Below are 21,387 nucleotides of genomic sequence, written 5' to 3' on the forward strand. Positions count from 1 at the left end.
CGCGACATCGACGGCGACCGGCGGGCGGTTAGGACGCTGCCGGTGGGGCGGGGCGTGCCGTTCGCGGGGGACCGGCTGGCGCTCTACGCCGTCGCGATCGCCGCCGCCGTGGCCGCCGGGCTGCTCGCCGGCCGGGACGCTCTTTACCGCGTACCTGATCACCGTGCTCGTGGTCCTGCTGACCGGCGTGGTGGCACTGGCCCCGCTGGTGCGCCGGCGCGGCGGCATGCCGGTCGTGGTGGCGCTGCGCGCGCACTCGGTCCTGGTGGTGGAGCGGGTCGCGCTGGCCTTTCCGGGCGGTCGGGCTGGGCCTCGGCGTCGCCGTGCAGCTTGCGCTCGCGCTGCCGATGGTCGCGCTGACCTGGGTCGCGCAGCGCGCCATGCGTGCCCGGCACGAACTCGGTCCGCCGGTCGCGGGCCTGACCCTCGCCACCCGCAGTCGAGTACCGGTGGAGGACGCGCCATGACCACTGTGACCACCGAGGCCGTCGGGAAGGCCGTCACCGCCGGCGCGGAGGCGCTCCTGCGCCGGCGCCGCCCCGACGGCGCGTTCGGCGACGACCCGCCCGCCTCGGTGCTGGGTACCGCGGGCGCGGTGGCCGCGCTGCACGCCGCCGACCCGTCCGGCTGCGCGGACCTGGTCGGCGCCGGAACCGCGTGGCTGCGCCGGCAGCAGCACGACGACGGCGGCTGGGGCGGCGTGGTGGGCGCCGGCACCGAGGTCGTGCCCACCGCCGTCGCGATCGCGGCGCTGGCCCTGACCGCGCCGGCCGACAGCGCCGGGGCGATCGCGGCGGGCCGGACCCGGCTGGCCGCGCTGGGCGGCGTCGACACCGTCACCGACCCGGCCATCTCCTTGCTCTGCCGCCAGTTGCTCACCATGGCCGGGATGACCGCCGAGGCGGGCCCGCTGCGCCGGCTGCCACTGGAGATCGTCCTGTTCGACCGGGTACGCCGGCAGCGCCTGTCGTTCCGTACCGCGCCGTTCATCGGGCTCGCCCTGATGCAGGCCGACCTGCTGCCCACCGGCCGCCTGCGCCGGGCCACGCTGGGCCGGGCCCGGCCGGTGGCGCTGCGGCTGCTGCGGTCCATCCACGACCACGAGGGCGGCACCGGCGCGCTCAGCGAGGACCCGTGGCCGGCCGCGCTGGTGCTGCTCGGCCTGGCCCGCAGCGGCGAGGCGCCGGACATCGCCCGCGCCGTCGTCGGCTGGCTGCGCCGGGCGGTACGCCCCGACGGCGCCTGGGACGCGGTCACCAACCTGGACCTGACCCGGACCGGGTACGCGGCGACCGGGCTGATCGCGGCCGGCTACGCCGACGACCCCCGGTTGCGCGCCACCCGGGAGTTCCTCCACGCCGGCCGCAAACCGGAGGCGTTCGAGGTGCTGGACGTGCCGCCGGGCGGATGGAGCTACTCGAACGCGCGCGGCTGGCCGGTGACGCTGGAGTCCGCCGAGATCCTCTCCGCGCTGGCCGGCTTTCCCGGCGCCGGCGCCGACCCGGTCCTGCGCGACGGACTGGCGTGGCTGGTCGGCCGCCAGGACAGCCGCGGCTCGTGGAGCCTGTGGGTCCGTGACACCCGGCTCGCCAACGACGGTCCGTGCCCGGCCATCACCAGCCAGGCGATCCTCGCGCTGCACGACGCCGGCCACCCGGACGACCATCCGGCGATCGCCCGGGCGGCGGCCTGGCTGCTGACCCGGGCCGCGGCCGACGGCACGTTCGAGAACCTCTGGTACCGCGACCACACCTCCGGCACCGCTGTCGTGGTCGCCGCGCTGTCCCGGGTCGGGCACGCCCGGCACGAGGTGGTGCGCCGGGCGGTTTGGCTGCGCGACACCCAGTTGCCCGACGGCTCGTGGGGGCCGGGCGACGGCACGGCGGGCTCGGTCGAGGAGACGTCCTGGGCCGTCCAGGGCCTGCTCGCCACCGGCGACCCGGACGCCACCGGGGCGGTGGACCGGGGCGTGGCCCGGCTGGTCGCCGCCGCCGGGCCGGACGGGAGCTGGCCGGCGGCCCGGGTGTGCAACTACATCCGCCACCACATGCGCTATCCCAACGCCGTGATCACCCAGGCGCTCGCGCTGCGGGCGCTCGGCGAGTACCGCCGGGCCGCCGCCGCGCGGCCGGACGTGGCGCCGCCGGCGGTGACCCGATGACCCCCGACGTGGTGGTGGCCGGCGCGGGCGCCGGCGGCCTGGCCTGCGCCCGCGCGCTCGGCGCGCTCGGCCTGCGGGTGCTGGTGCTGGACCGGCAGCGCACCCCGGCGTCGATCGCCAAGGGCGAGATCCTGCAGCCCGAGACGGTACGCATCCTCGACTCCTGGGGCCTGCTGGACGCCCTGCGGGCCACCGGCGCGCGCCCGGTCGGGCGGCTGGCCATCCGCGACCCGGCCGGCGAGCCGTTGCTCTGCCTGGACTACGCGGGGCTGCCCGGCGCGTACCGGCAGATCCTCTGCGCCGACTACGGCGACCTGCGCCGCGTGCTCACCGACCGGCTGCCGCCCGCAGCGCGCATCCGGTGGGGAGCGCGGGTCACCGGCGTCCTGCGCGACAGCGACGGGCGCATCGGCGGCGTCCGGTTCGTCGCCGACGGCGCCGAACAGGAGATCCACGCGCCGCTGGTGGTCGCCGCCGACGGCATGTCGTCGCCGCTGCGCCGCGGCGCCGGGATCGCGGTGCGGCGCCAGGAGTACCCGCACGGCCTGGTCGCCTTCGACGTGGCCGGCGCCGACGTGGCCGAGGAGGTGTCCGCCTACCGCACCGGCCGGGGACTCTGCCTGGTCTACCCGCTGCCGGGCGGGCGGTGCCGCCTGTACGCGCAGGTGACGCCGGACGAGTTCCGGGGGCGCGTCGACCTGGGCGCGTTGCGACCGGCTGCTCGCCGACGTGCCGGCGATCCGCCCGCTGGGCGCGGCGCTGCGCGCGAGCCTGGACCGGCGCCAACTGCTCGCGGTCTACCGGCTGCGCAGCGCGCGCCTGGCCGTGCCGGGGCTCGCGCTCGCCGGCGAGGCCGCCCACGCGGTGCACCCGATGGCGGCGCAGGGCGTCAACAGCTCCCTCGGTGACGCCGAGACGCTCGCCGCCTGCCTGGCGGCCGAGGGCGGCGCGCCGGAACCGGCGGCGGTGGACCGGGCGCTGCTCGCCTTCCAGGCGGCGCGGCGGCCCCGCCTGGACCACGTCGCGACTGTCAGCTCACAACGCTTCCCGCATGATTACCGCGGTGTCCCGGCTGCCGAAGCTGCTCGGTCGCGCGATGATGCGCCGCACCGCCGCCAACCCCCGCCTGCTCGGGCTCACCGCCGGCAACCTCTCCGGCACCGACGTCCGGCCGCTGTCCGCGGTCGACCGGCTGTACCAGCTCGGGCTCCTGGCCGACCGGCGAGCGCACACCCCGCCGGTCCCGTCGGAAAGTGAGCGACCATGACGCCTGGCACCGCCGTCGGGACGCACCCGCCGGCCGACCTGTCCATGAACGAGACGCCCTACCCGCCGCTGCCGGGGGTGCGGCGGGTGGTCGCCGACGCCGCCGCGGCGCTGCAGCGCTACCCGGACCGCACGTCGGCGGCGCTCGCGGCCGCGCTGTCGCGGCGGCTCGGCGTGGGACCGGAGGCGATCCTCGTCGGCCCCGGCTCGGCCGGACTGTGCCAGCACCTCGTGCAGTCCCTCGGGCCCCGGCCGGACGTCGTCCACCCGGCCCTGTCGTTCGAGGGCTACCCGCTGATCATCGGCAACGCCGGGGCCCGCGCCGTGCCGGTGCCGATGGACGGGTACGGCCACGACCTGCCCGCGATGGCGGACGCGGTGACCGAGCGGACCCGCTGCGTGCTGCTGTGCAACCCGAACAACCCGACCGGGGCGGCGCTGCGCCGCGACGACGTCGAGGCGTTCCTGGACCGGATCCCGGCCGACGTGCCGGTCATCGTGGACGAGGCGTACCGCGAGTTCGTCACCGACCCCCGCTCGCCGGACGGGATGGACCTGTACCGGGCGTACGACAACGTCTGCGTGCTGCGCACGTTCTCCAAGGCGTACGGGCTGGCCGCGCTGCGCGTCGGGTACGCCGTCGTGCCGCCCCGGCTCACCCGGGCCGCCGCGCTCACCGGGGCGGTGTTCTTCCCCTCCGCGCTCGCCCAGGCGGCGGCGGTGGCGAGCCTGACGCCGGAGGTGGACGCGGAGCTGACCCGGCGGTGCACGGAGCTGGTGGCGGAGCGTACCCGCCTGGTCGGCGCGCTGCGCGGCCTCGGGCTCACCGTGGCGCCCAGCGAGGCCAACTTCGTGTGGCTACCGCTGGGAGAGCGGGCCGTGCCGTTCGCCGACCGGGCCCGGGAGACCGGCATCCTGGTCATGGCGCTACCCGGCGCCGGGGTCCGGATCACCGTCGGTTCCCCGGAGGCGAACGAGCGGCTGCTCGCGTTCGTCCGCGCGGCGCTCGCCGACGGGCTCTGACCGGCCGGCCAGCGCCAGCGCGACCACGCTCAGGTAGTTCAGGCCGGGCTCGTAGTCGGCCACCACCACCGGCCGGGGCCGCGCCGCGTCCCCGGCGAGACGGTCCAGCAGCGCCCACCAGACCCCGGTGGACGGCTGCCTGCGCGGCCCGGTCGTCACCGCGGCGCCGCCGTGGCCGGGCCACACGGCGGCCAGGTCCGCGCCGAGCACGACCGCGACATCGGTACGTCCGGCCGTCAGCTCGCCCACCTCGGCCGCCGCGAGCGCGGCCACGTCGCCGGCGTCGACGCCCACGTGCTGGCGCAGCGCGGTCACCCGCGCGCCGCCGCCGAGCCCGATCAGCTCGGGACCGCCGGCCGCACCATCGCTGTCGCCGTCGCGGTGCGCGCCGTCGTCGGCGAGCGCGTCGTAGAGCATGGCCACGGCCCGGTGGCGCGCCGGTACGGGCACCGCCGCGTCGTACGGCAGCACCGCCTGCTCGACGGTGAGCAGCAGGGCGCGGCGGCACCCGTACGTGCGGGCGATCCGCAGCCCGGTGAACGCCGCCGCCGAGCCCTGGTCGCAGAGCGCGAACGACATCGGCGTGCCCGGGCAGACGTGACTGAGGTACGCCGCGGTGGCCCGCCCGGGCAGCATGTCGTGCACGGCGAACGCCAGCACGAGCAGGTCCACCGGCTCGTCCGGCGGCACGACGGCGGGGATCAGCTCGGCGGCCATCTCCCCGTACGACTGGCCCAGCGCCGCCGCGGGCGCGTCGAACAGGCCGCCGGGCACACGCAGCCCGTACGGCCGGGTCAGGTCGGCCAGGTAGCCGGCGGCGCGCTCGCGCAGCACGGGGTCGCCGAGCAGCGCGGCCGGACCGGTGAACGTGCGCCGCGCGGCCCGCAGCAGGCGGAGTCCGGTCTCCATGGTGGCCTCCGCCGCTCAGTGCTCGAAGACCATGGCGGCGAACGTCGCGCCGTCCCCGGCGCCCACCGCCGCGACCAGATAGCGGTCACCGGGCCGGAGCAGGTCGCGCTGCCGGGCGGTGCGGTAGTTGACGAACGCGTCGGCGCAGAACACGTGCCCGGTCTCGGTGACGTTGTCCAGCAGCACCCGGTCCAGCGGCAGCCCGATCAGCCGGCACAGCCGCTTCCAGGTCATCAGGTTCACGTTGTGCGGCAGCACCAGCCGCAGCTCGGACAGCGTCGTGCCGGACCGCTCCAGCGCCCGGCCGATCACCTCGGCCAGCGCCGGCCGGTACGCCCGCTGGAACCGCGCCGGGGACTCGCCGCCGGCCACGTCGAACTCGCCCCGCTGGTGGCAGGCGTACGCGAGCAGCCGGTCCCGGCCGCCACCGGCGCTGAGCAGGCAGGCCGAGGCGCCCTCGCTGAACACCGACGTCTCCGGGATGAACTGGGCGTCACGGGTGAACGCCTTCTCGCCGGTCAGCACCAGCGCCAGCGGCGGGCCGTCCGGCGTGTTCGGTTCGGACGCGAGCAGCCGCCCGGCCACGTCGATCGCGGCGAGCGCGCTGGCGCAGGACTGCTGGGTGAGCGTGAACGCGAGCGCGTGGCCCAGCCCGAGCGCGCGGCACACCTCGTGCAGCGGGTTGACCGGGTAGGGGGTGACCACCGGGAAGGCCCGCCCGTACACCACGAACCGCACCCGCCGCCGCAGCGTGTGCAGCGCGGTGAGGCCGTGCGCGGCGCGCAGCAGCAGGTCGGTCAGGGACAGCCCGGGGTCGCGGCGGACCTCGGTCAGGCCGTGGAAGCGGCGGAACAGGCGCACCTGCATGTCGCTCAGGCCCAGTGGCGCGGCCAGGCTCTCGACCGGCACCCGGCGCTGCGGCAGGAACACCGAGACGGCCTCGATGGCCGTCATGCGCGAACCGTCACGACACGGATCAGATCAGTGACGCCGATGGATGTCAACGCGCGTGCGATCATATCGACGTGGCTCGCTTCCTGTTCGTCGTCCTGCCGGTGGAGTCCCATCTGAACGCGCCGGTCGCCATCGCCCAGGAGCTGGAGGCGGCCGGGCACGAGGTGGCCTGGGTCGGGCCGCGCAGCGACCTGCGCCCGCTGGTCGGCCCGGACGCCACGCTGTTCCCCACCGGCAAGCGCTACTACCGCCCCGACGACGCGGCCGGGATGGCCTCGGTGCGCAGCCTCTGGGAGGGGCACGTGCTGCCCGCGAACCGGTTCATCCGCGACGCCGCCGACGCCGCCGTCGAGCGGTACCGGCCGGACGTGGTGGTGGCCGACCAGTACGCGCTGGCCGGCGCGCTCGCCGCGCACCGCCGCGGGCTGCCGTGGGCGACGTTCTGCGTCGGCATGCTGGAGCTGACACCGCCGACCGAGGAGATGCCCGAGTTCACCGGCTGGGTGGACGCCCAGGTCCGCCGCGTGTGGGCGATGACCGACCTGCCCGTGGACGAGACGATCGACCTGCGCTTCTCGCCGTACCTCGTGATCGGCCTGACCACGACGGCGCTCACCGGCCCGGCGCTGCTGCCGCCGGGCTGCGTGCTCACCGGGCCGGCGCTGGGACGGCGGCCGAACGCGCCCGCGTTCGCCTGGGAGGCATGGGATCCCGGCCGCCGGCACGTGCTCGTCACGGTCGGCACGATGGCCGAGCACCTCGCCGCCGACTTCTACCGGCGGATGACGGCGGCGACCGCGCCGCTCGCCGACCGGGTCCAGGTGATCCTCACCGCCGGCGCCGGACTGGTGCCCGACCCGCCGCCGCACGTGCTCGTCGCGCCCCGGGTGCCGGTGCTCGCGCTGATGCCCCGGCTCGACGCCCTCGTGTCGCACGGCGGGCTGGGCACCGTGTCCGAGGCGCTGGCCCACGGTGTGCCGGTGGTGGTCGCGCCGATCCGGCACGACCATCCGGCGGTGGCGCGGCAGGTGCGCCGGGCCGGCGCCGGACTGGAGGTCTCCTTCGGCTCCGCGACCCCGGCGGAGCTGACCGCCGCGCTGAGCGCGGTGCTCGACGAACCCGCGTACCGGGCGGGAGCGCGCCGGGTGGGGGAGTCGTTCGCGGCGGCCGGCGGCGCCCGCGCGGCGGCGGCACGTCTCGCCGTGTTGGCACGCACGGCTCCCGACACTGACGCATCGACCGTTGTCCAACCGTCGGGGCCGAACTAGCCTGACCTGACGCACCCGCGCCGGCGTCGCGCCGCACGAGGAGGCTCGATGATCGAGGCCACCGGCCTACGCAAGTCCTTCCGGGTCGGACGTGGCCGCGGCGCCACCACTGTCGAGGCGGTACGCGGCGTCGACTTCGCGGTCCGGCGCGGCGAGATCGTCGGATTCCTCGGCCCCAACGGCGCGGGCAAGTCCACCACGCTGCGGATGCTCGCCACGCTGATCCGGCCCAGCGGGGGAGCGGCCACCATCGCCGGGGTCGACCTGCTGCGCGCGCCCGCGCAGGTGCGGCGGCGGATCGGCTTCGTGGCGCAGGCCAGCGGCACCTACGACGACTCGACCGCCCGGCGGGACCTGGTCCTCCAGGCCCGGATGCACGGGCTGTCCAAGTCGGTGGCGCAGGAGCTGGCCGCCGGGGCGATCCGCGCGTTCCAGCTCGACGACTTCGCCGACCGCAAGATCAAGACGTACTCGGGCGGGCAGCGCCGCCGCCTCGACGTCGCGCTCGGCGTCATCCACTCGCCGCAGGTGATGTTCCTGGACGAGCCGACGGCGGGGCTCGACCCGCCCAGCCGGGTCCGGATGTGGCAGGAGGTACGGCGGCTGCGCGAGGAGGGCATGACCATCTTCCTCACCACGCACTACCTGGACGAGGCCGACAGCCTCTGCGACCGCGTCTCGATCATCGACGCCGGGCGGATCGTGGCCGAGGGCACCCCGTCGGCGCTCAAGCGCGAGATCTCCGGCGACGTGGTCGCCGTCGACTTCGCCGCCGCCGACGTCGCGGACGAGACCGGCGGCGACCTGCCGGCCGCGACGAAGCTGCTGGCCGAGGCGCCGTACGTGCACGCGGCCGAGCCGGTCGACGGCACGCTGCGGCTCTACGTCGACAGCGCCGCCACGGCCATCCCGCAGGTCATGCGGGCGCTCTACGACCGGGGCATCGAGCCCGGCGCGATCGAGGCCCGCCGGCCCAGCCTCGACGACGTGTTCCTGGCCAAGACCGGCCGGTCGCTCGCCGAGTGACCGGACGCCGAGAGGAGTACGGCGTGAAGCTCGTCCGCGACACCTGGCTGATCTTCCAGCAGGAGGCCGGCCTGATGGTGCGTAACCCGGTGATGGTGGCGTTCAGCCTGGCCCAGCCGATCACCTACCTGATCCTCTTCGCGCCGTTCCTCAAGGTGGTGATGGTCGACCGGGGCGCCTCGACCTACGCCGACGCGTACCGCATCTACGTACCCGGCCTGTTCGTGGCGATGGGCCTGTTCGGCGGCCTGTTCGCCGGTTACGGGCTGCTCAGCGCGCTGCGCGCGGGCATCATCGACAGGTGCCGGGTGACGCCGGTGAGCCGGACCGGCCTGCTGCTGGGCCGGGCGCTGATGCACGTGTGCCTCAACGTGGTGCAGGCCATGGTGGTCACGCTCGTGGCGCTGCCGTTCGGCCTGCGGGTGCACCTGGCGAACCTGCTGGTGTCGTACGCGCTGCTGTCGGTGATGGTGCTGCTGAGCACCTCGATCTCGTACGACATCGCGTTGCTGGTCCGCAACGAGAACAGCCTCGGCGTGCTGGTGAACACCGTCGGGCAGCCGGTGTCGCTGCTGGCCGGCGTGCTCATCCCGCTCGTGCTGGCGCCGATGTGGATCCAGCGGGTCGCGGTGTGGAACCCGTTCGCCTGGGCCACCGACGGCATGCGGGCGCTGTTCGCCGGCCAGATCACCCAGAGCGTGGTCTGGCAGGGCGCGCTCATCATGTCCGGGCTGGCCGCGGCGAGCCTGTTCTGGTCGTCGCGCCTGTTCAACCGCGACGTCTCCTGACCGAGCGTACATCGAGCATTGTCTCAGCGTGGCGGGCGCTCTAGCCTGATCGTGTCCCCGCCCGGCGGCCGGTACGCCGCCGGCGCGGCCGTGACGTGTGTCAGCTGAGGAGGCGACTCGTTTGGGTGCCGACAACTTCCGCGCGACGCTGGCGGCCGACATGGAGCTGGGCGCGGGCAACGTGCTGCTCCGGCTGGCCGAGCACGGCGCCGACATGGACATGCCCCGGGTGACGTTCGACGTCGACGTCGACGGCATCCCCGCCTGGACGCCGCTGTCGCTCGCCACCCTGACCGAGCGGGTCGCGGCGCGGGCGGCGTGGTTCCGGGCGCGCGGCGTCCGCCGGGCCGACCCGATCGCGGTGTACGTGACCTCGGCGCCGGACGTGTTCCTCAACTTCCTGGCGCTGACCTGGCTCGGCGCGATCCCGGCGCTGATGAACGGCAACATGCCGATCGAGCTGGCGGCCGAGTTCGTGCGGCGGCTGCGCGCCGCCGGGGTGGTGGTCGACGCCGACCACGCCGCCCTGGCCGGGCACGACCTCGGCGCGCCGGTCCTCGGCGACGCGGCGCAGACCGGCGCGGGCGACCCGGCGCAGGCCCCGCCGCACCACCGGCACCACCCGCAGGACCCGGTGGTCATCACCCACTCCTCGGGCACCACCCGGGTGCCGGCGGCGATCGTCCACTCGCACCACGGCCTGTTCGCCGCGATCCGCGCGGTCCGGCTCACCGAGTCCCGGCCGTACGGCGAGGTGCGGGAGATGTCCGCGCTGCCGGCCGCGCACGCCGCCGGCATCATCACGCTCAACCAGGCGCTCTGCAACGGCTACCAGCTGCTGTGCCTGTCCGCGCAGGGCGGCCCGTTCGCGCGCAGCGCCGAGACGATCCTCTCCGCGATCGAACGGTGGCGCCCCACCGGCGTCTTCGGCTTCGCGGTGACCTGGTCCGAGCTGGCCCGGGTCGACCTCACCACCCGCGACCTCAGCTCGGTGCGCAACTGGTTCAACACCGGAGACTGCGCGCACGAGTCGCACGTACGCCGGCTGGTCGCGGTCGGCAGCCATCCCACGTACACCCGCGACGGCATGGTGGACGCCCCCGGCTCGAAGTTCGTCGACATGCTCGGCTCCACCGAGATGGGGCACGGCGCGTTCCGGATCACCCACCGGCTGGGCAGCGACCGGTACGACCGCTGTGTCGGCAAGCCGTACCCGTTCGCCGAGATCGCGCTGCTCGACGTGGAGACCGGTGAGGAGGTAGCGCCGGGGCAGGTGGGGCACGTCGGCCTGAAGTCGCCGACGCTGGCGCTCGGGTACTGGAACGACTCGGTCACCACGTACCGCACCCGGCTGGGCGGTTACTACCTCACCGGCGACCTGATGTACCGCGACGAGGCCGGCGACTACCACCACGTCGACCGGGCCAGCGACGCGGTCGACCTGGGCGGCGGGACCTGGCTGTACACCGCGCTGTCCGAGGAGCGCGTCCTGCGGCACTGCCCGGACGTCCGTGACTGCACTGTGGTCGCGGCGGCGGCCGAGGACGGCACGACCGTCACCGACGTGCTGCTCCTGCTCGCCGAGGACGCGGATCCGGCGCGTGACCGCACCGACCGGGTCCGGGCCGCGCTGGGCCCCGCGGTGGCCGCGACGCTGCGCCGGGTGGTGACCGTCCCGGACGACGACGTGGTCATGGGACCCACCGGCAAGGTCCGCAAGTTCCTGATGCGACAGCGCCTGCTCGCCGGCGCCGCGGCGCCCGGCGCCGGCTGAGCGGGGGAGATCGACACCTGGCGCGGCCGTGCCAGAATCTGGCCGTGTCCTACCTCCCCTCGCAGCCGTACCCGCCGATGCACGGCGTCGTCCCGCTGATCGCCTACCCGCACCCGATCACCCCGCCGCCGGGCTGCGGAGTGCTCGTGGTCTCGGTGAACCGGGGGCCGTACATGATTCCCGCGCCGGTCACCAGCCGCTTCAAGATCGACCGCCAGCTGGTCGCGATCCCGGGCGAGGGCACGTGGCACGTCGCCGTCCCGGCCGGCGGGCACGACGTCCGCTACACCGACTTCATGGGCGTCCCGCTGATGACCACGTCGCTCATGGTCCAGCCGGGAGCCGCCCACCACCTGGTGTTCCGCTTCGGCGGTTGGCGCAACCGGGTGCACGACGGGTACGGCACCGACGTGACGCGGTTCGGCCTGTGGTCGAACTACTCGGTCGCCCTCGTCACGCTCGTCGTCGGCGGGCTGGCCTGCTGCGGCGTGTTCGGGGTGATGCTGGGCTCGACCGGGTAGCGGCGCCCGGCGCGGGCCCGGCCTTGATCCGGAAAGCCGCCGAAACTTCCGGTCACCATCGCTTACTCGGCTCGTTCAAGAGACCCCCGGCAGGGCTGCGAAAGCCTCACGCGGCAGCGCTACGCCCTATTTGTGCCACTTCGGGTTTCCACAACATTTCCGGAACTTGTTGACACGGAGAAATGAGCCTCCAATACTGTGGCCATCGGCGTATCTCGATTGACGTCGATGTCCGTCCACCGCCGTGGCGCGCAGTCGCCCGTCCCGCCGTCCACCAGCGGACGGCCACATGCGGCTCGTGCCACCCGGCTGGCCGCGCCAGCCGGTCACAGGGAGGAAACCCGTCCATGAACGACGCCCCCGTCCGCACGGGCAACCGCAGGCGCGGACGCCTCCGGATGCTCTTCGGCGGCGCCTGTGCCGTGGCGCTGATCGCCGCCGGGACGACGGCGGTCACGTCCGGCCCGGCCTACGCCGACACCACCGTCACGTCGAACTCGACCGGCACCAACAACGGCTACTTCTATTCCTTCTGGAAAGACAGTGGCAACGTCTCCATGACCATGGGCAACGGTGGTCAGTACAGCACCCAGTGGAGCAACATCAACAACTTCGTCGCCGGCAAGGGCTGGAACCCGGGCGGCCGCCGCACGGTCAGCTACTCCGGCAGCTTCAACCCGTCCGGCAACGCGTACCTGACGCTCTACGGGTGGACCCGCAACCCGCTCGTCGAGTACTACATCGTCGACAGCTGGGGCAGCTGGCGCCCGCCGGGCAGCGGCTACATGGGCTCGGTGTCCTCCGACGGCGGCACGTACGACATCTACCGCACCCAGCGGGTCAACGCCCCCTCGATCGAGGGCACGCGGACGTTCTACCAGTACTGGAGCGTCCGGCAGTCGAAGCGCGTGGGCGGCACCATCACCGCCGGCAACCACTTCGACGCCTGGTCCCGCTACGGCATGAACCTCGGTTCGCACGACTACCAGATCCTCGCCACCGAGGGCTACCAGAGCAGCGGCAACTCCAACATCACGATCGGCGGGACCAGCGGTAACCCGACCACCCCGCCGCCGAACAACGGTGGCTGCACGGTCAGTGTCAGCCGGGCCGAGGAGTGGGGCGACCGGTTCAACGTGACCTTCTCGGTCAGCGGCACCAGCAACTGGGTCGTCAGCATCCAGACCCAGGGCGGCCAGAGCCTGCAGAACAGCTGGAACGCCTCGGTCAGCGGCACCAGTGGCACGCTCACCGCGCGTCCCAACGGCAACGGCAACAACTTCGGCATCACGCTCTACAAGAACGGCAACAGCACCACGCCCACCGCGAGTTGCTCAGCCGCCTGAACCCTCTTCCGGGGAGGGGGTGCCGCGCCTGGCGCGGCACCCCCGTTTTCGTGTGCGCGGACGGCCGCGGTGGCGGCCGACACACCTGGGCAGAAACTTGATTCATTCCAAAAGACCGGGCTAAGGTCGTCGCATGACGGCCGACTTCGAGACGCAGCTCCGGGCGGTCTCGTTGCGGGTGACCCGGCCCCGGCTGGCGGTGCTCGCGGCGTTGCGCGACCACCCGCACGTCGACACCGACACCGTGATCGCGCTGGTCCGCGCGGAGCAGCCCACCGTGTCCCACCAGGCGGTCTACGATGTGCTGCGGGCCCTCACCGACGCCGGGCTGATCCGGCGCATCCAGCCGGCCGGCGCCACGGCCCGCTACGAGTCTCGGGTGGGAGACAACCACCATCACGTCGTGTGCCGTTCCTGCGGCGCCATCGCCGACGTCGAGTGTGCCGTCGGCAGCGCCCCCTGTCTCACCGCCTCCGACGACCACGGTTTCGTGGTGGACGAGGCGGAGGTCGTCTACTGGGGCGCCTGCCCCGGCTGCGCGGCCGACCGCACCGCCCAGTGATCCGCCAGTTCGGAAGGAAACAGATGAGCGACACCCAGGACAACCGGCCCGTCAGCCCGCAGGGCGTGGACGCGAAGGAGGCGGCCGGCTGCCCGGTCGCGCACGACTCCGTGACCGCGCACGGCAGCGAGAGCGAGAACCCGGCGATCGACTCGCCGACCCCGAAGACCGGCGGTCGTCCGCGCAGCAACCGTGACTGGTGGCCCAACCAGCTCGACCTGTCGGTGCTGCACGCCCACTCGGACAAGGGCAACCCGCTCGGCCCGGAGTTCAGCTACGCCCGGGAGTTCGCCAAGCTCGACGTCGAGGCGCTCAAGCGGGACATCACCGAGGTCCTCACCACCTCGCAGGACTGGTGGCCGGCCGACTTCGGCCACTACGGCGGCCTGATGATCCGGATGAGCTGGCACGCCGCGGGCACCTACCGCATCGAGGACGGCCGCGGTGGCGCCGGCGACGGCGGTCAGCGGTTCGCCCCGCTGAACAGCTGGCCGGACAACGCCAACCTGGACAAGGCCCGCCGGCTGCTCTGGCCGGTCAAGCAGAAGTACGGCCAGAAGATCTCCTGGGCCGACCTGCTGGTGCTCGCCGGCAACGTCGCGCTGGAGTCGATGGGCTTCAAGACCTTCGGCTTCGGCTTCGGCCGTGAGGACGTCTGGGAACCGGAGGAGATCTTCTGGGGCCCCGAGGACGCCTGGCTCGGCGACGAGCGCTACGCCTCCGAGAAGGAGATGGTGGCCGGCGTCGGCGCGACCGAGATGGGTCTGATCTACGTCAACCCGGAGGGCCCGCGCGGCAACGCCGACCCGCTCGCGGCGGCGCACTTCATCCGCGAGACGTTCCGCCGGATGGCGATGAACGACGAGGAGACCGTCGCGCTGATCGCCGGCGGCCACACCTTCGGCAAGACCCACGGCGCGGGCCCCGCCGACCAGCACGTCGGCCCCGAGCCGGAGGCCGCGCCGCTGGAGGCGCAGGGCCTGGGCTGGCTCAGCACGTACGGCGAGGGCAAGGGCGGCGACACGATCACCAGCGGTCTCGAGGTGACGTGGACCGACAAGCCGACGCAGTGGTCCAACCGGTTCTTCGAGATCCTCTTCGGCTACGAGTGGGAGCTGACCACCAGCCCGGGTGGCGCCAAGCAGTGGGTCGCCAAGGACGCCGAGGCGATCATCCCGGACGCCCACGACCCGTCGAAGAAGCACAAGCCGACGATGCTGACGACCGACCTGTCGCTGCGCGTCGACCCGGCGTACGAGAAGATCTCCCGCCGGTTCCTGGAGAACCCGGACGAGTTCGCGCTGGCGTTCGCCAAGGCCTGGTACAAGCTGCTGCACCGTGACATGGGCCCGGTCAGCCGCTTCCTCGGCCCGTGGGTGCCGGAGGCCCAGCTCTGGCAGGACCCGGTGCCGGCCGTCGCGCACGAGCTGGTGAACGACGCCGACGTCGCCGCGCTCAAGGCGAAGGTGCTGGAGTCCGGTCTCACCACCGCCCAGCTGGTCTCCACCGCCTGGGCCTCGGCCGCGAGCTACCGCTCCACCGACAAGCGCGGTGGCGCCAACGGCGCGCGGATCCGCCTGGAGCCGCAGCGCAACTGGGAGGTCAACCAGCCCGAGCAGCTCGCCACCGTGCTGGCCACGCTGGAGGGCATCCAGCAGGAGTTCAACGCCGCCGGCGGCGCCCAGATCTCCCTCGCCGACCTGATCGTGCTGGCCGGCTCGGCCGCTGTCGAGCAGGCGGCGCGCGACGCTGGCGTCGAGCTGACCGTGCCGTTCCACCCGGGGCGTACCGACGCCACCCAGGAGCAGACCGACGTCGAGTCGTTCCGGGTGATGGAGCCGCGCGCCGACGGGTTCCGCAACTACCTGCGGCCGGGCGAGAAGACCCAGCCGGAGGTGCTGCTCGTCGACCGGGCGTACATGCTGAACCTGACCGCGCCGGAGATGACCGTGCTGGTCGGCGGTCTGCGCGCGCTCGGCAACAACGTCGGCGGCGCGTCGCACGGCGTGCTCACCGACCGGCCCGGCGTGCTCACCAACGACTTCTTCGTCAACCTGCTCTCCCCGGGCACCCGGTGGAAGGCGTCGGAGTCCGAGGAGCACGTGTACGAGATCCGGGACGTGGCCACCGACCAGGTCAAGTGGACCGCCACCGCGGTCGACCTGATCTTCGGCTCCAACTCGCAGCTGCGGGCCCTCGCCGAGGTCTACGCCAGCGACGACGCGCGGGAGAAGTTCGTGCGTGACTTCGTCGCCGCCTGGACGAAGGTCATGGAGCTGGACCGCTTCGACCTGGCCTGATCCGCCGTCTCCGAGCGAGCCCCGGTCCGTCGCGCCGCGACGGACCGGGGCTCGTCCCGTGTCCGGCCGGTGTCGGGGATCAGCGGCGCACACCCGGCCCGCAAGCGTTGGAAAATCTGCTCAGAAGTTGCGGTCGTCCCGCGAAGCGGTTTGTTTCGTCCCGAGCGTCGGGATCCCGGTCGAGTGCCGGATCGCTCGGTCCAGCGTGGATCGCCGCTGGTGGTCGGGGATATGACCCCGCTCGTGTTGCCTGCGGGTTTCGAAAACTTTGCCGCAAGCTCTTGCAAAGACTTTCATGGATGGCGCATCGTGTTCGCTACCCGGGACGGCCGCCCCACCCCCCCCCGCTCACCCTTTCGAACCCACGGAAGAGGTCCCCCAACCATGCTTTCCGTCAGGCCACACCCCCGTGGCCGTGCCGGTCGCCTGCTGCTCGCCGCCGCGCTCGTCGCGGCGGGCGGCACGGTTGCCGTCGCGGCTGCCACCACCACCGCCGCACCCGCCCGCGCCGCCGTCGTACTCAACGACAGCGAGGTGACCGCCAACCTCTGGGAATGGAACTGGACCTCGGTCGCCGCCGCCTGCACCGACCACCTCGGACCGGCCGGCTACGGCGCGGTGCAGGTGGCACCGCCGCAGGAGTCGGTGAAGCTGCCCGCCAGCGCCGACGGCGCCTACCCGTGGTACGAGGTGTACCAGCCGGTGTCGTACAAGCTGGACAGCCGGTTCGGCAACCGCCAGCAGTTCGCCGCGATGGTCACCGCCTGCCACAACGCCGGTGTGCGCGTCTACGTCGACGCGGTGGTCAACCACATGGCCGGCACCAACAACCCGGCCGGTACGCGCGGCTACGCCGGCACCGAGTTCTCCGGCTACAGCTACCCGGCCGTGCCGTACGGCGACGGCGACTTCCACCGCCCCGGCGACAACTGCCCGACCGGCGGCGCCATCAACGACTGGAACAACGAGGCCCAGGTGACCAGCTGTGAGCTGCTGTCGCTGTCGGACCTGTACACCGAGAAGGAAGCGGTCCGGAACAAGATCGCCGCGTACCTCAACGACCTGATCGGGCTCGGCGTCGACGGCTTCCGGGTCGACGCGGTCAAGCACATCCGCAAGGACGACTTCGCGGCCATCCTCGGCAAGCTGAACAACACGGTCGTCGAGGGCCGGCGTCCGTACGTCGCGCAGGAGATCTTCGACGGGGCGAGCAACTCCGCGCTGCAGGCCCGTGCGTACATCGCCAACGGCGACGTGCTCGACTTCGCGTACGCCAAGGGCATCCGCTCGGCCTTCCAGGGCTCCATCTCGGCGCTGGCCAACGTGCCGAACTGGAACCTCGACGCGCCCGGCGCCAACGTCTTCGCCATGGTCACCAACCACGACCTGGAGCGCGACGGCGTGGTGCTGTCGTACAAGAACGGCACCGACTACGTGCTGGCCAACTACTTCGCGCTGGCCTACCCGCACGGCAAGCCGTCGGTCTACGACAGCTTCACCTGGTCCAACCGCAACCAGTCCCCGCCGCACGACGGCACCGGACGGGTCACCGACACGGTCTGCGGCGCCGCCTGGACCTGCCTGAGCCGCACCACCGGCGTCAAGGGCATGGTCGGCTGGGCCAACACCGCCCGCCCGGTGAAGACCGTCTCGGACTTCACCACGGTGAACAGCAACGTGATCGGCTTCCACCGGGGCGACCGGGCGTGGATCGGCATCAACGACTCCGGCTCCGCCACCACCGCCACCTTCACCACCGGGCTCGCCGACGGCCGGTACTGCGACGTCATCTCCGGCGTCGCCACCGGCAGCGGCTGCACCGGCTCCACGGTGACCGTGTCCGGCGGCCGGGCCACCGTGACCCTCCCGGCCAACGACGCGGTCGCGATCCACATGAACGCCCGGCCGGGCGCGAGCCCGTCCCCGTCGGCCTCCCCGACCGTGTCGCCCACCGTGTCGCCCTCGCCGACCGTGTCCCCCACGGTGAGCCCGGGTGACCGGATCGCCACCACGTTCACCGTCACCGCGAACCTGGCCGCCGGGCAGGACGTCCGCGTCGTCGGCAGCATCCCCGCGCTGGGGTCGTGGACGCCCGCGAGCGGCGTCAAGCTCACCGCGCAGGGCGGCGGCGTCTACCGTGCCACCGTCGACCTGCCCCGGTCCACCGCGGTGGAGTACAAGTTCGTCAAGCTGACCGCCGCCGGCGCGGTCACCTGGGAGTCCGGCGCCAACCGGACGCTCACCACGCCGGCCACCGGCACGTACGCGGTGACCGAGACGTTCCGCGGTGACACCGTCTCCACGGCTGTGGCCACCACGTTCTCCGTCACCGCGACCACCGCCTACGGGCAGAACGTGTTCGTCGTCGGCAACATACCGGCGCTCGGCGGCTGGAACCCGGCCGCCGCCGTCGCGCTCTCCTCGGCCGCGTACCCGGTCTGGCGGGCCACCGTCGACCTGCCCGCGAACACCGCTGTCGAGTACAAGTACGTCAAGAAGAACCCGGACGGGACGGTGACCTGGGAGTCCGGCGCGAACCGGACGCTCACCACGCCGGCCGGCGGCACCCGGGCCGTCACCGACACCTGGCGCTGACGATCGTGCGGCCCGTCCCCCTCACCCCTGGGGACGGGCCGCATCCGCGCCGGTCAGACCGCCGCGAACGACCAGACCTGGGCCGGGTTGCCGAACCCGGTGCAGCGGTAGATCTGGACCGTCGCGCCGTCGGCGTCCGATCCACTCCGCACGTCCATGCACCGGCCACCGACCTGCGACTTGATCTGGTGCACCCCCGCGAACGAGTTCGGGTCGACCGTCCACTTCATGCTCGACGTGCCGGTGCAGGCCCACTGCTGCAACGGCGTGCCGTCGGCGTTCACCCCGTTGCGGACGTCCACGCACATGCCGCTGAACTGGTTGACGAACGTGTAGGTGTCCCTGCCCACCGGCGACCAGCGCTGCACGGCCTGGCCGTCGCAGGTGCGCTGCACGACCCGGCCGCCGAGCGACGACGGGGCGCCGGACCGGTCCACCTCCAGGCACTTGCCGCTGCCGTAGTTGACGATGGCGTAGTGGCCGCTGGCGGCCTGTGCCGGCGGGCCGTACGCCACCCCGAACCCGGCGGCGAGCAGTCCCGCCGCCAGCACCCCGGCCGCTCTCTTCCCGATCATGGTGTCTCCCCTCGGAGTCGTGTCGTCGTCCCGGATCCGCCGGTGGTCACCGGCCGGACGACTGGGGAAGACGCTAGGGAGCCACGACGGCACCCGGATCCGGGTTCCTCCTAGTCGACGAGGCCGCGCGGGCACCCTGTCGGGTTCGCGTCGCGCCCGCCCGGACGGACCACACCGGCGGCTAGCGTGCGGTCATGGGCAGCGGTCCGGCGCCGGCCGGTGCCGTCGGCACGGCCACGGACACCGGTGATGACGCCCTGCTCGGGCGCGCCGACGAGTGCCGGCGGCTCGGCGCGCTGCTGGCCGACGCGGTCGACGGTCACGGCGGCGCCCTGGTGCTGCGCGTGCGGCAGGCGTGGGCAAGACGGCGCTGCTGCAGCACTGTGCCGCCCGGTCCACCGGGATGCGGGTGCTGCACGCCACCGGCGCGCCGTTCGAGGCGGACCTGCCGTTCTCCGCGCTGCACCAACTGGCGCGGCCACTGCTGCACCGGCTCGGCGATCTGCCCGCGCAGCAGGCCGACGCGCTGCGTACCGTATTCGCCATCGACGGCAGTTCCCGTCCGGTCAACCGGCTCGCCGCGTACGTGGCGACGCTGAGCCTGCTCACGACGGCGGCCGAGGACACGCCGGTGCTCTGCCTGGTCGACGACGCGCACTGGATCGACCCGGCCTCCGCCGAGGCGTTGCTGTTCACCGCCCGGCGGCTGCTCGCGGACCGGGTCGCCGTCGTCTTCGCGGCCCGCGACGCCCCCGCGTTCCCCGCGCCCGGCCTGCCGGAGCTGCCGCTGACCGGTCTGGCACGCGACGACGCGATCCGGCTCGCCATGCGCGCCGGCCTGGACCGCCGGGTCGCCGCCGACCTGGCGGCGGCCACCGCCGGCAACCCGCTCGCGCTGACCGAGCTGCCGGCGACGCTGTCCGAGGAGCACCGCAACGGGTGGCTGCCGCTGCGGGAGCCTCTCGTGCTCGTCGAACGCATCGAGACGACCGTCCTGGCGCACGCCCGCGGCTGCCCGACGACACCTGGCGTGCGCTCGTCGCCTGCGCGGTCACCGAGGTCACCACCCCGGCGCTGCTGGAGCGGATCCTGATGGCGGACGGGCTGCGCCTGGGCGTGCTGGACCCGGCGGTCGACGCCGGGCTGATCCGGGTGACCGACCGTGAGGTGACGTTCCGCCACCCGCTGACCCGCGCCGCGGTGCACTCGGTCGCCGGCCCCGGCCGGCGGCGGGCCGCCCACCTGGCGGTGGCCGCCGCGCTCACCGGCGACGACACCGCCGACCGCCGGGCCTGGCATCTCGCGGCCGCCACCACCGTGCCCGACGAGGGCGTCGCCGCGTTGCTGGCCGACTCCGCCGAGCGGGCGCAACGCCGGGGCGGCGTGGTGGGCGAGGCCCGCGCCTACGAACGGTCCGCCCGTCTCACCCCGGACCCGGACGTACGCGCGTCCCGGCTCGCCGCCGCGTCGCGCGCCTGGGCCAACGCCGGCGCGAGCCGGCACGCGATCACGCTGGGGGAGGAGGCGATCGGACTGACCCGGCGCGTCGACCTGCGCTGCCGGGTCAAGCCGTTGCTCGCCCACCTGGCGCAGCAGCACGGTGACACGGCGGGCGCCGAGGCGTACCTGGCCGACGCGCAGGCGTACGCGCAAGCGGATCCGCTCGGCGCGGCCCGGCTGATGAGCGCCCGCGTCAACCAGTTCTGGGCGCGGCTGGACGTCACCGGCATGGTGCCGCTGTGCGCGCGGGTGGCCGAGCTGGCCGCCGCGGACGCGGGCGCGACCTGGCCGAAGGGCCCGATCCGGCTGGCCGCGGCACAGGTGCTGGCCGGGCTGCCCGAAGGGGTCGCGTCGGCCCGTGCCCTGGTCGCCGCCTGCGCCGGCCACGCCGACGGCTCGGCGGCGGAGCTGGCCGAGGTGTTCTGCTGGCTCGGGGACCACGACACCGCGCGGGCGCTGCTGGAACCGGAGATCGACCGGGCCCGCGCCGCCGACGACGTGTTCCTGCTGGCGTACGCCCTGCCCCGGCTCGCCGGGCTGGAGTGGCGCACCGGCCGGCTGCACGCGGCGTACCAGGCCGCCGCCGAGGCGGTCCGGATCGCCGAGCAGGTGGCGCTTCCGGTGCTGCGGGCGGAGGCGCTGGCCGCGCTGGCCCTGGTGTAGGCGCTGCTCGCGAGGAGCCGGAGGCGCTCGCGCACGTCGAGGACGCCCGCCGCTCCTGCCGGGCGAGTTCCGGGAGATCGAGGTCCGGCTCCGCTACGCCACCGGAATCGCGGCGGCGGTGGGGGCGCGCTGGCAGGACGCCGTGACCGAGCTGGA

At 73.8% G+C, this 21,387-nt stretch carries 20 protein-coding genes; 16 read left to right on the forward strand and 4 right to left on the reverse strand.

Annotation, left to right across the window (positions count from 1 at the left end; translation table 11 throughout):
• Positions 1 to 323 precede the first annotated feature (323 nt).
• The 5 genes from MCBG_RS33395 to MCBG_RS01430 are packed head-to-tail and all read left to right on the forward strand — an operon-like array spanning position 324 to position 4,450.
• Positions 324 to 467: a hypothetical protein gene (locus MCBG_RS33395; RefSeq protein WP_223200980.1), complete on the forward strand. Its 144-nt coding sequence runs from the start codon at positions 324 to 326 to the stop codon at positions 465 to 467.
• Positions 464 to 2,161 (forward strand): prenyltransferase/squalene oxidase repeat-containing protein, encoded by a 1,698-nt coding sequence (locus MCBG_RS01420; RefSeq protein WP_043323266.1) that lies wholly within the window; start codon positions 464 to 466, stop codon positions 2,159 to 2,161. The genes MCBG_RS33395 and MCBG_RS01420 overlap by 4 nt, the downstream gene beginning before the upstream one ends.
• Positions 2,158 to 3,069 carry an FAD-dependent oxidoreductase gene (locus MCBG_RS01425; protein WP_223200981.1) on the forward strand — a complete coding sequence of 304 codons (912 nt, stop codon included), beginning with the start codon at positions 2,158 to 2,160 and terminating at the stop codon, positions 3,067 to 3,069. Before MCBG_RS01420 ends, MCBG_RS01425 begins: the two co-directional genes overlap by 4 nt.
• Positions 2,987 to 3,418 carry an FAD-dependent oxidoreductase gene (locus MCBG_RS34635; protein ID WP_255358560.1) on the forward strand — a complete coding sequence of 144 codons (432 nt, stop codon included), beginning with the start codon at positions 2,987 to 2,989 and terminating at the stop codon, positions 3,416 to 3,418. Before MCBG_RS01425 ends, MCBG_RS34635 begins: the two co-directional genes overlap by 83 nt.
• Before the next feature lie 6 nt (positions 3,419 to 3,424).
• The gene (locus MCBG_RS01430) at positions 3,425 to 4,450 is read left to right on the forward strand and encodes a histidinol-phosphate transaminase (RefSeq protein ID WP_043323268.1); all 1,026 of its coding nucleotides are present in this window, start codon (positions 3,425 to 3,427) and stop codon (positions 4,448 to 4,450) included.
• On the opposite strand, the gene MCBG_RS01435 is transcribed toward MCBG_RS01430, so the two are convergent.
• Together MCBG_RS01435 and MCBG_RS01440 are read right to left on the reverse strand one after the other, a co-directional pair.
• Positions 4,355 to 5,359, reverse strand: a complete 1,005-nt coding sequence (locus MCBG_RS01435; protein WP_043323270.1) for a hypothetical protein — start codon at positions 5,357 to 5,359, stop codon at positions 4,355 to 4,357. The two genes, MCBG_RS01430 and MCBG_RS01435, sit on opposite strands and share 96 nt — an antisense overlap.
• Positions 5,360 to 5,374: 15 nt before the next feature.
• Positions 5,375 to 6,313 carry a 3-oxoacyl-[acyl-carrier-protein] synthase III C-terminal domain-containing protein gene (locus tag MCBG_RS01440; protein WP_043323271.1) on the reverse strand — a complete coding sequence of 313 codons (939 nt, stop codon included), beginning with the start codon at positions 6,311 to 6,313 and terminating at the stop codon, positions 5,375 to 5,377.
• 71 nt (positions 6,314 to 6,384) lie between these two features.
• On the opposite strand from MCBG_RS01440, the gene MCBG_RS01445 reads away from it, so the two are divergent.
• The 9 genes from MCBG_RS01445 to MCBG_RS01485 all read left to right on the forward strand — a co-directional run bounded on the left by MCBG_RS01445 (position 6,385) and on the right by MCBG_RS01485 (position 18,493).
• On the forward strand, positions 6,385 to 7,581 hold the full coding sequence (locus MCBG_RS01445) for a glycosyltransferase (protein WP_051610904.1): 1,197 nt from the start codon (positions 6,385 to 6,387) through the stop codon (positions 7,579 to 7,581).
• 48 nt (positions 7,582 to 7,629) lie between these two features.
• The gene (locus tag MCBG_RS01450) at positions 7,630 to 8,607 is read left to right on the forward strand and encodes a daunorubicin resistance protein DrrA family ABC transporter ATP-binding protein (protein WP_043323273.1); all 978 of its coding nucleotides are present in this window, start codon (positions 7,630 to 7,632) and stop codon (positions 8,605 to 8,607) included.
• Between the two features lie 23 nt (positions 8,608 to 8,630).
• Positions 8,631 to 9,395 carry an ABC transporter permease gene (locus tag MCBG_RS01455; protein WP_030499122.1) on the forward strand — a complete coding sequence of 255 codons (765 nt, stop codon included), beginning with the start codon at positions 8,631 to 8,633 and terminating at the stop codon, positions 9,393 to 9,395.
• 121 nt (positions 9,396 to 9,516) lie between these two features.
• The gene (locus MCBG_RS01460) at positions 9,517 to 11,169 is read left to right on the forward strand and encodes a class I adenylate-forming enzyme family protein (RefSeq protein ID WP_043323274.1); all 1,653 of its coding nucleotides are present in this window, start codon (positions 9,517 to 9,519) and stop codon (positions 11,167 to 11,169) included.
• 44 nt (positions 11,170 to 11,213) lie between these two features.
• Positions 11,214 to 11,690, forward strand: coding sequence for a hypothetical protein (locus tag MCBG_RS01465; protein WP_043323276.1), 477 nt, complete (start codon positions 11,214 to 11,216; stop codon positions 11,688 to 11,690).
• Between the two features lie 347 nt (positions 11,691 to 12,037).
• Complete coding sequence (locus tag MCBG_RS01470) at positions 12,038 to 13,036, forward strand: glycoside hydrolase family 11 protein (RefSeq protein ID WP_043323278.1); 999 nt, start codon at positions 12,038 to 12,040, stop codon at positions 13,034 to 13,036.
• A gap of 133 nt (positions 13,037 to 13,169) precedes the next feature.
• Positions 13,170 to 13,598, forward strand: coding sequence for a Fur family transcriptional regulator (locus tag MCBG_RS01475; protein WP_030499126.1), 429 nt, complete (start codon positions 13,170 to 13,172; stop codon positions 13,596 to 13,598).
• A gap of 23 nt (positions 13,599 to 13,621) precedes the next feature.
• Positions 13,622 to 15,898, forward strand: a complete 2,277-nt coding sequence (gene katG, locus MCBG_RS01480) for a catalase/peroxidase HPI (protein WP_043323280.1) — start codon at positions 13,622 to 13,624, stop codon at positions 15,896 to 15,898.
• 384 nt (positions 15,899 to 16,282) lie between these two features.
• Positions 16,283 to 18,493, forward strand: a complete 2,211-nt coding sequence (locus tag MCBG_RS01485; RefSeq protein WP_043323282.1) for a carbohydrate-binding module family 20 domain-containing protein — start codon at positions 16,283 to 16,285, stop codon at positions 18,491 to 18,493.
• 53 nt (positions 18,494 to 18,546) lie between these two features.
• On the opposite strand, the gene MCBG_RS01490 is transcribed toward MCBG_RS01485, so the two are convergent.
• Both MCBG_RS01490 and MCBG_RS32835 read right to left on the reverse strand, forming a co-directional pair.
• Positions 18,547 to 19,068, reverse strand: a complete 522-nt coding sequence (locus tag MCBG_RS01490) for an RICIN domain-containing protein (RefSeq protein ID WP_043323284.1) — start codon at positions 19,066 to 19,068, stop codon at positions 18,547 to 18,549.
• A gap of 110 nt (positions 19,069 to 19,178) precedes the next feature.
• Complete coding sequence (locus MCBG_RS32835) at positions 19,179 to 19,391, reverse strand: hypothetical protein (protein ID WP_051610907.1); 213 nt, start codon at positions 19,389 to 19,391, stop codon at positions 19,179 to 19,181.
• A gap of 32 nt (positions 19,392 to 19,423) precedes the next feature.
• Here MCBG_RS32835 and MCBG_RS31015 point away from each other — a divergent pair, with 32 nt between their 5' ends.
• Entirely contained in the window at positions 19,424 to 20,161 is a 738-nt protein-coding gene (locus MCBG_RS31015; RefSeq protein ID WP_051610909.1) for an AAA family ATPase, read from the forward strand.
• Positions 20,161 to 21,231, forward strand: coding sequence for a hypothetical protein (locus tag MCBG_RS31020; protein ID WP_051610911.1), 1,071 nt, complete (start codon positions 20,161 to 20,163; stop codon positions 21,229 to 21,231). The genes MCBG_RS31015 and MCBG_RS31020 overlap by 1 nt, the downstream gene beginning before the upstream one ends.
• Positions 21,232 to 21,387 lie beyond the last annotated feature (156 nt).

This window comes from Micromonospora sp. M42, assembly GCF_000568915.1.
Lineage (GTDB): Bacteria > Actinomycetota > Actinomycetes > Mycobacteriales > Micromonosporaceae > Micromonospora > Micromonospora chalcea.

Coding starts and splice junctions, on each gene's coding strand:
- MCBG_RS01420 (WP_043323266.1), top strand. CDS start 464: ATGACCACTGTGACCACCGAGGCCGTCGGGAAGGCCGTCACCGCCGGC.
- MCBG_RS01440 (WP_043323271.1), bottom strand. CDS start 6,313: ATGACGGCCATCGAGGCCGTCTCGGTGTTCCTGCCGCAGCGCCGGGTG.
- MCBG_RS01475 (WP_030499126.1), top strand. CDS start 13,170: ATGACGGCCGACTTCGAGACGCAGCTCCGGGCGGTCTCGTTGCGGGTG.
- MCBG_RS01485 (WP_043323282.1), top strand. CDS start 16,283: ATGCTTTCCGTCAGGCCACACCCCCGTGGCCGTGCCGGTCGCCTGCTG.
- katG (WP_043323280.1), top strand. CDS start 13,622: ATGAGCGACACCCAGGACAACCGGCCCGTCAGCCCGCAGGGCGTGGAC.
- MCBG_RS31020 (WP_051610911.1), top strand. CDS start 20,161: ATGGCGGACGGGCTGCGCCTGGGCGTGCTGGACCCGGCGGTCGACGCC.
- MCBG_RS01430 (WP_043323268.1), top strand. CDS start 3,425: ATGACGCCTGGCACCGCCGTCGGGACGCACCCGCCGGCCGACCTGTCC.
- MCBG_RS01490 (WP_043323284.1), bottom strand. CDS start 19,068: ATGATCGGGAAGAGAGCGGCCGGGGTGCTGGCGGCGGGACTGCTCGCC.
- MCBG_RS01425 (WP_223200981.1), top strand. CDS start 2,158: ATGACCCCCGACGTGGTGGTGGCCGGCGCGGGCGCCGGCGGCCTGGCC.
- MCBG_RS01470 (WP_043323278.1), top strand. CDS start 12,038: ATGAACGACGCCCCCGTCCGCACGGGCAACCGCAGGCGCGGACGCCTC.
- MCBG_RS01435 (WP_043323270.1), bottom strand. CDS start 5,359: ATGGAGACCGGACTCCGCCTGCTGCGGGCCGCGCGGCGCACGTTCACC.
- MCBG_RS01450 (WP_043323273.1), top strand. CDS start 7,630: ATGATCGAGGCCACCGGCCTACGCAAGTCCTTCCGGGTCGGACGTGGC.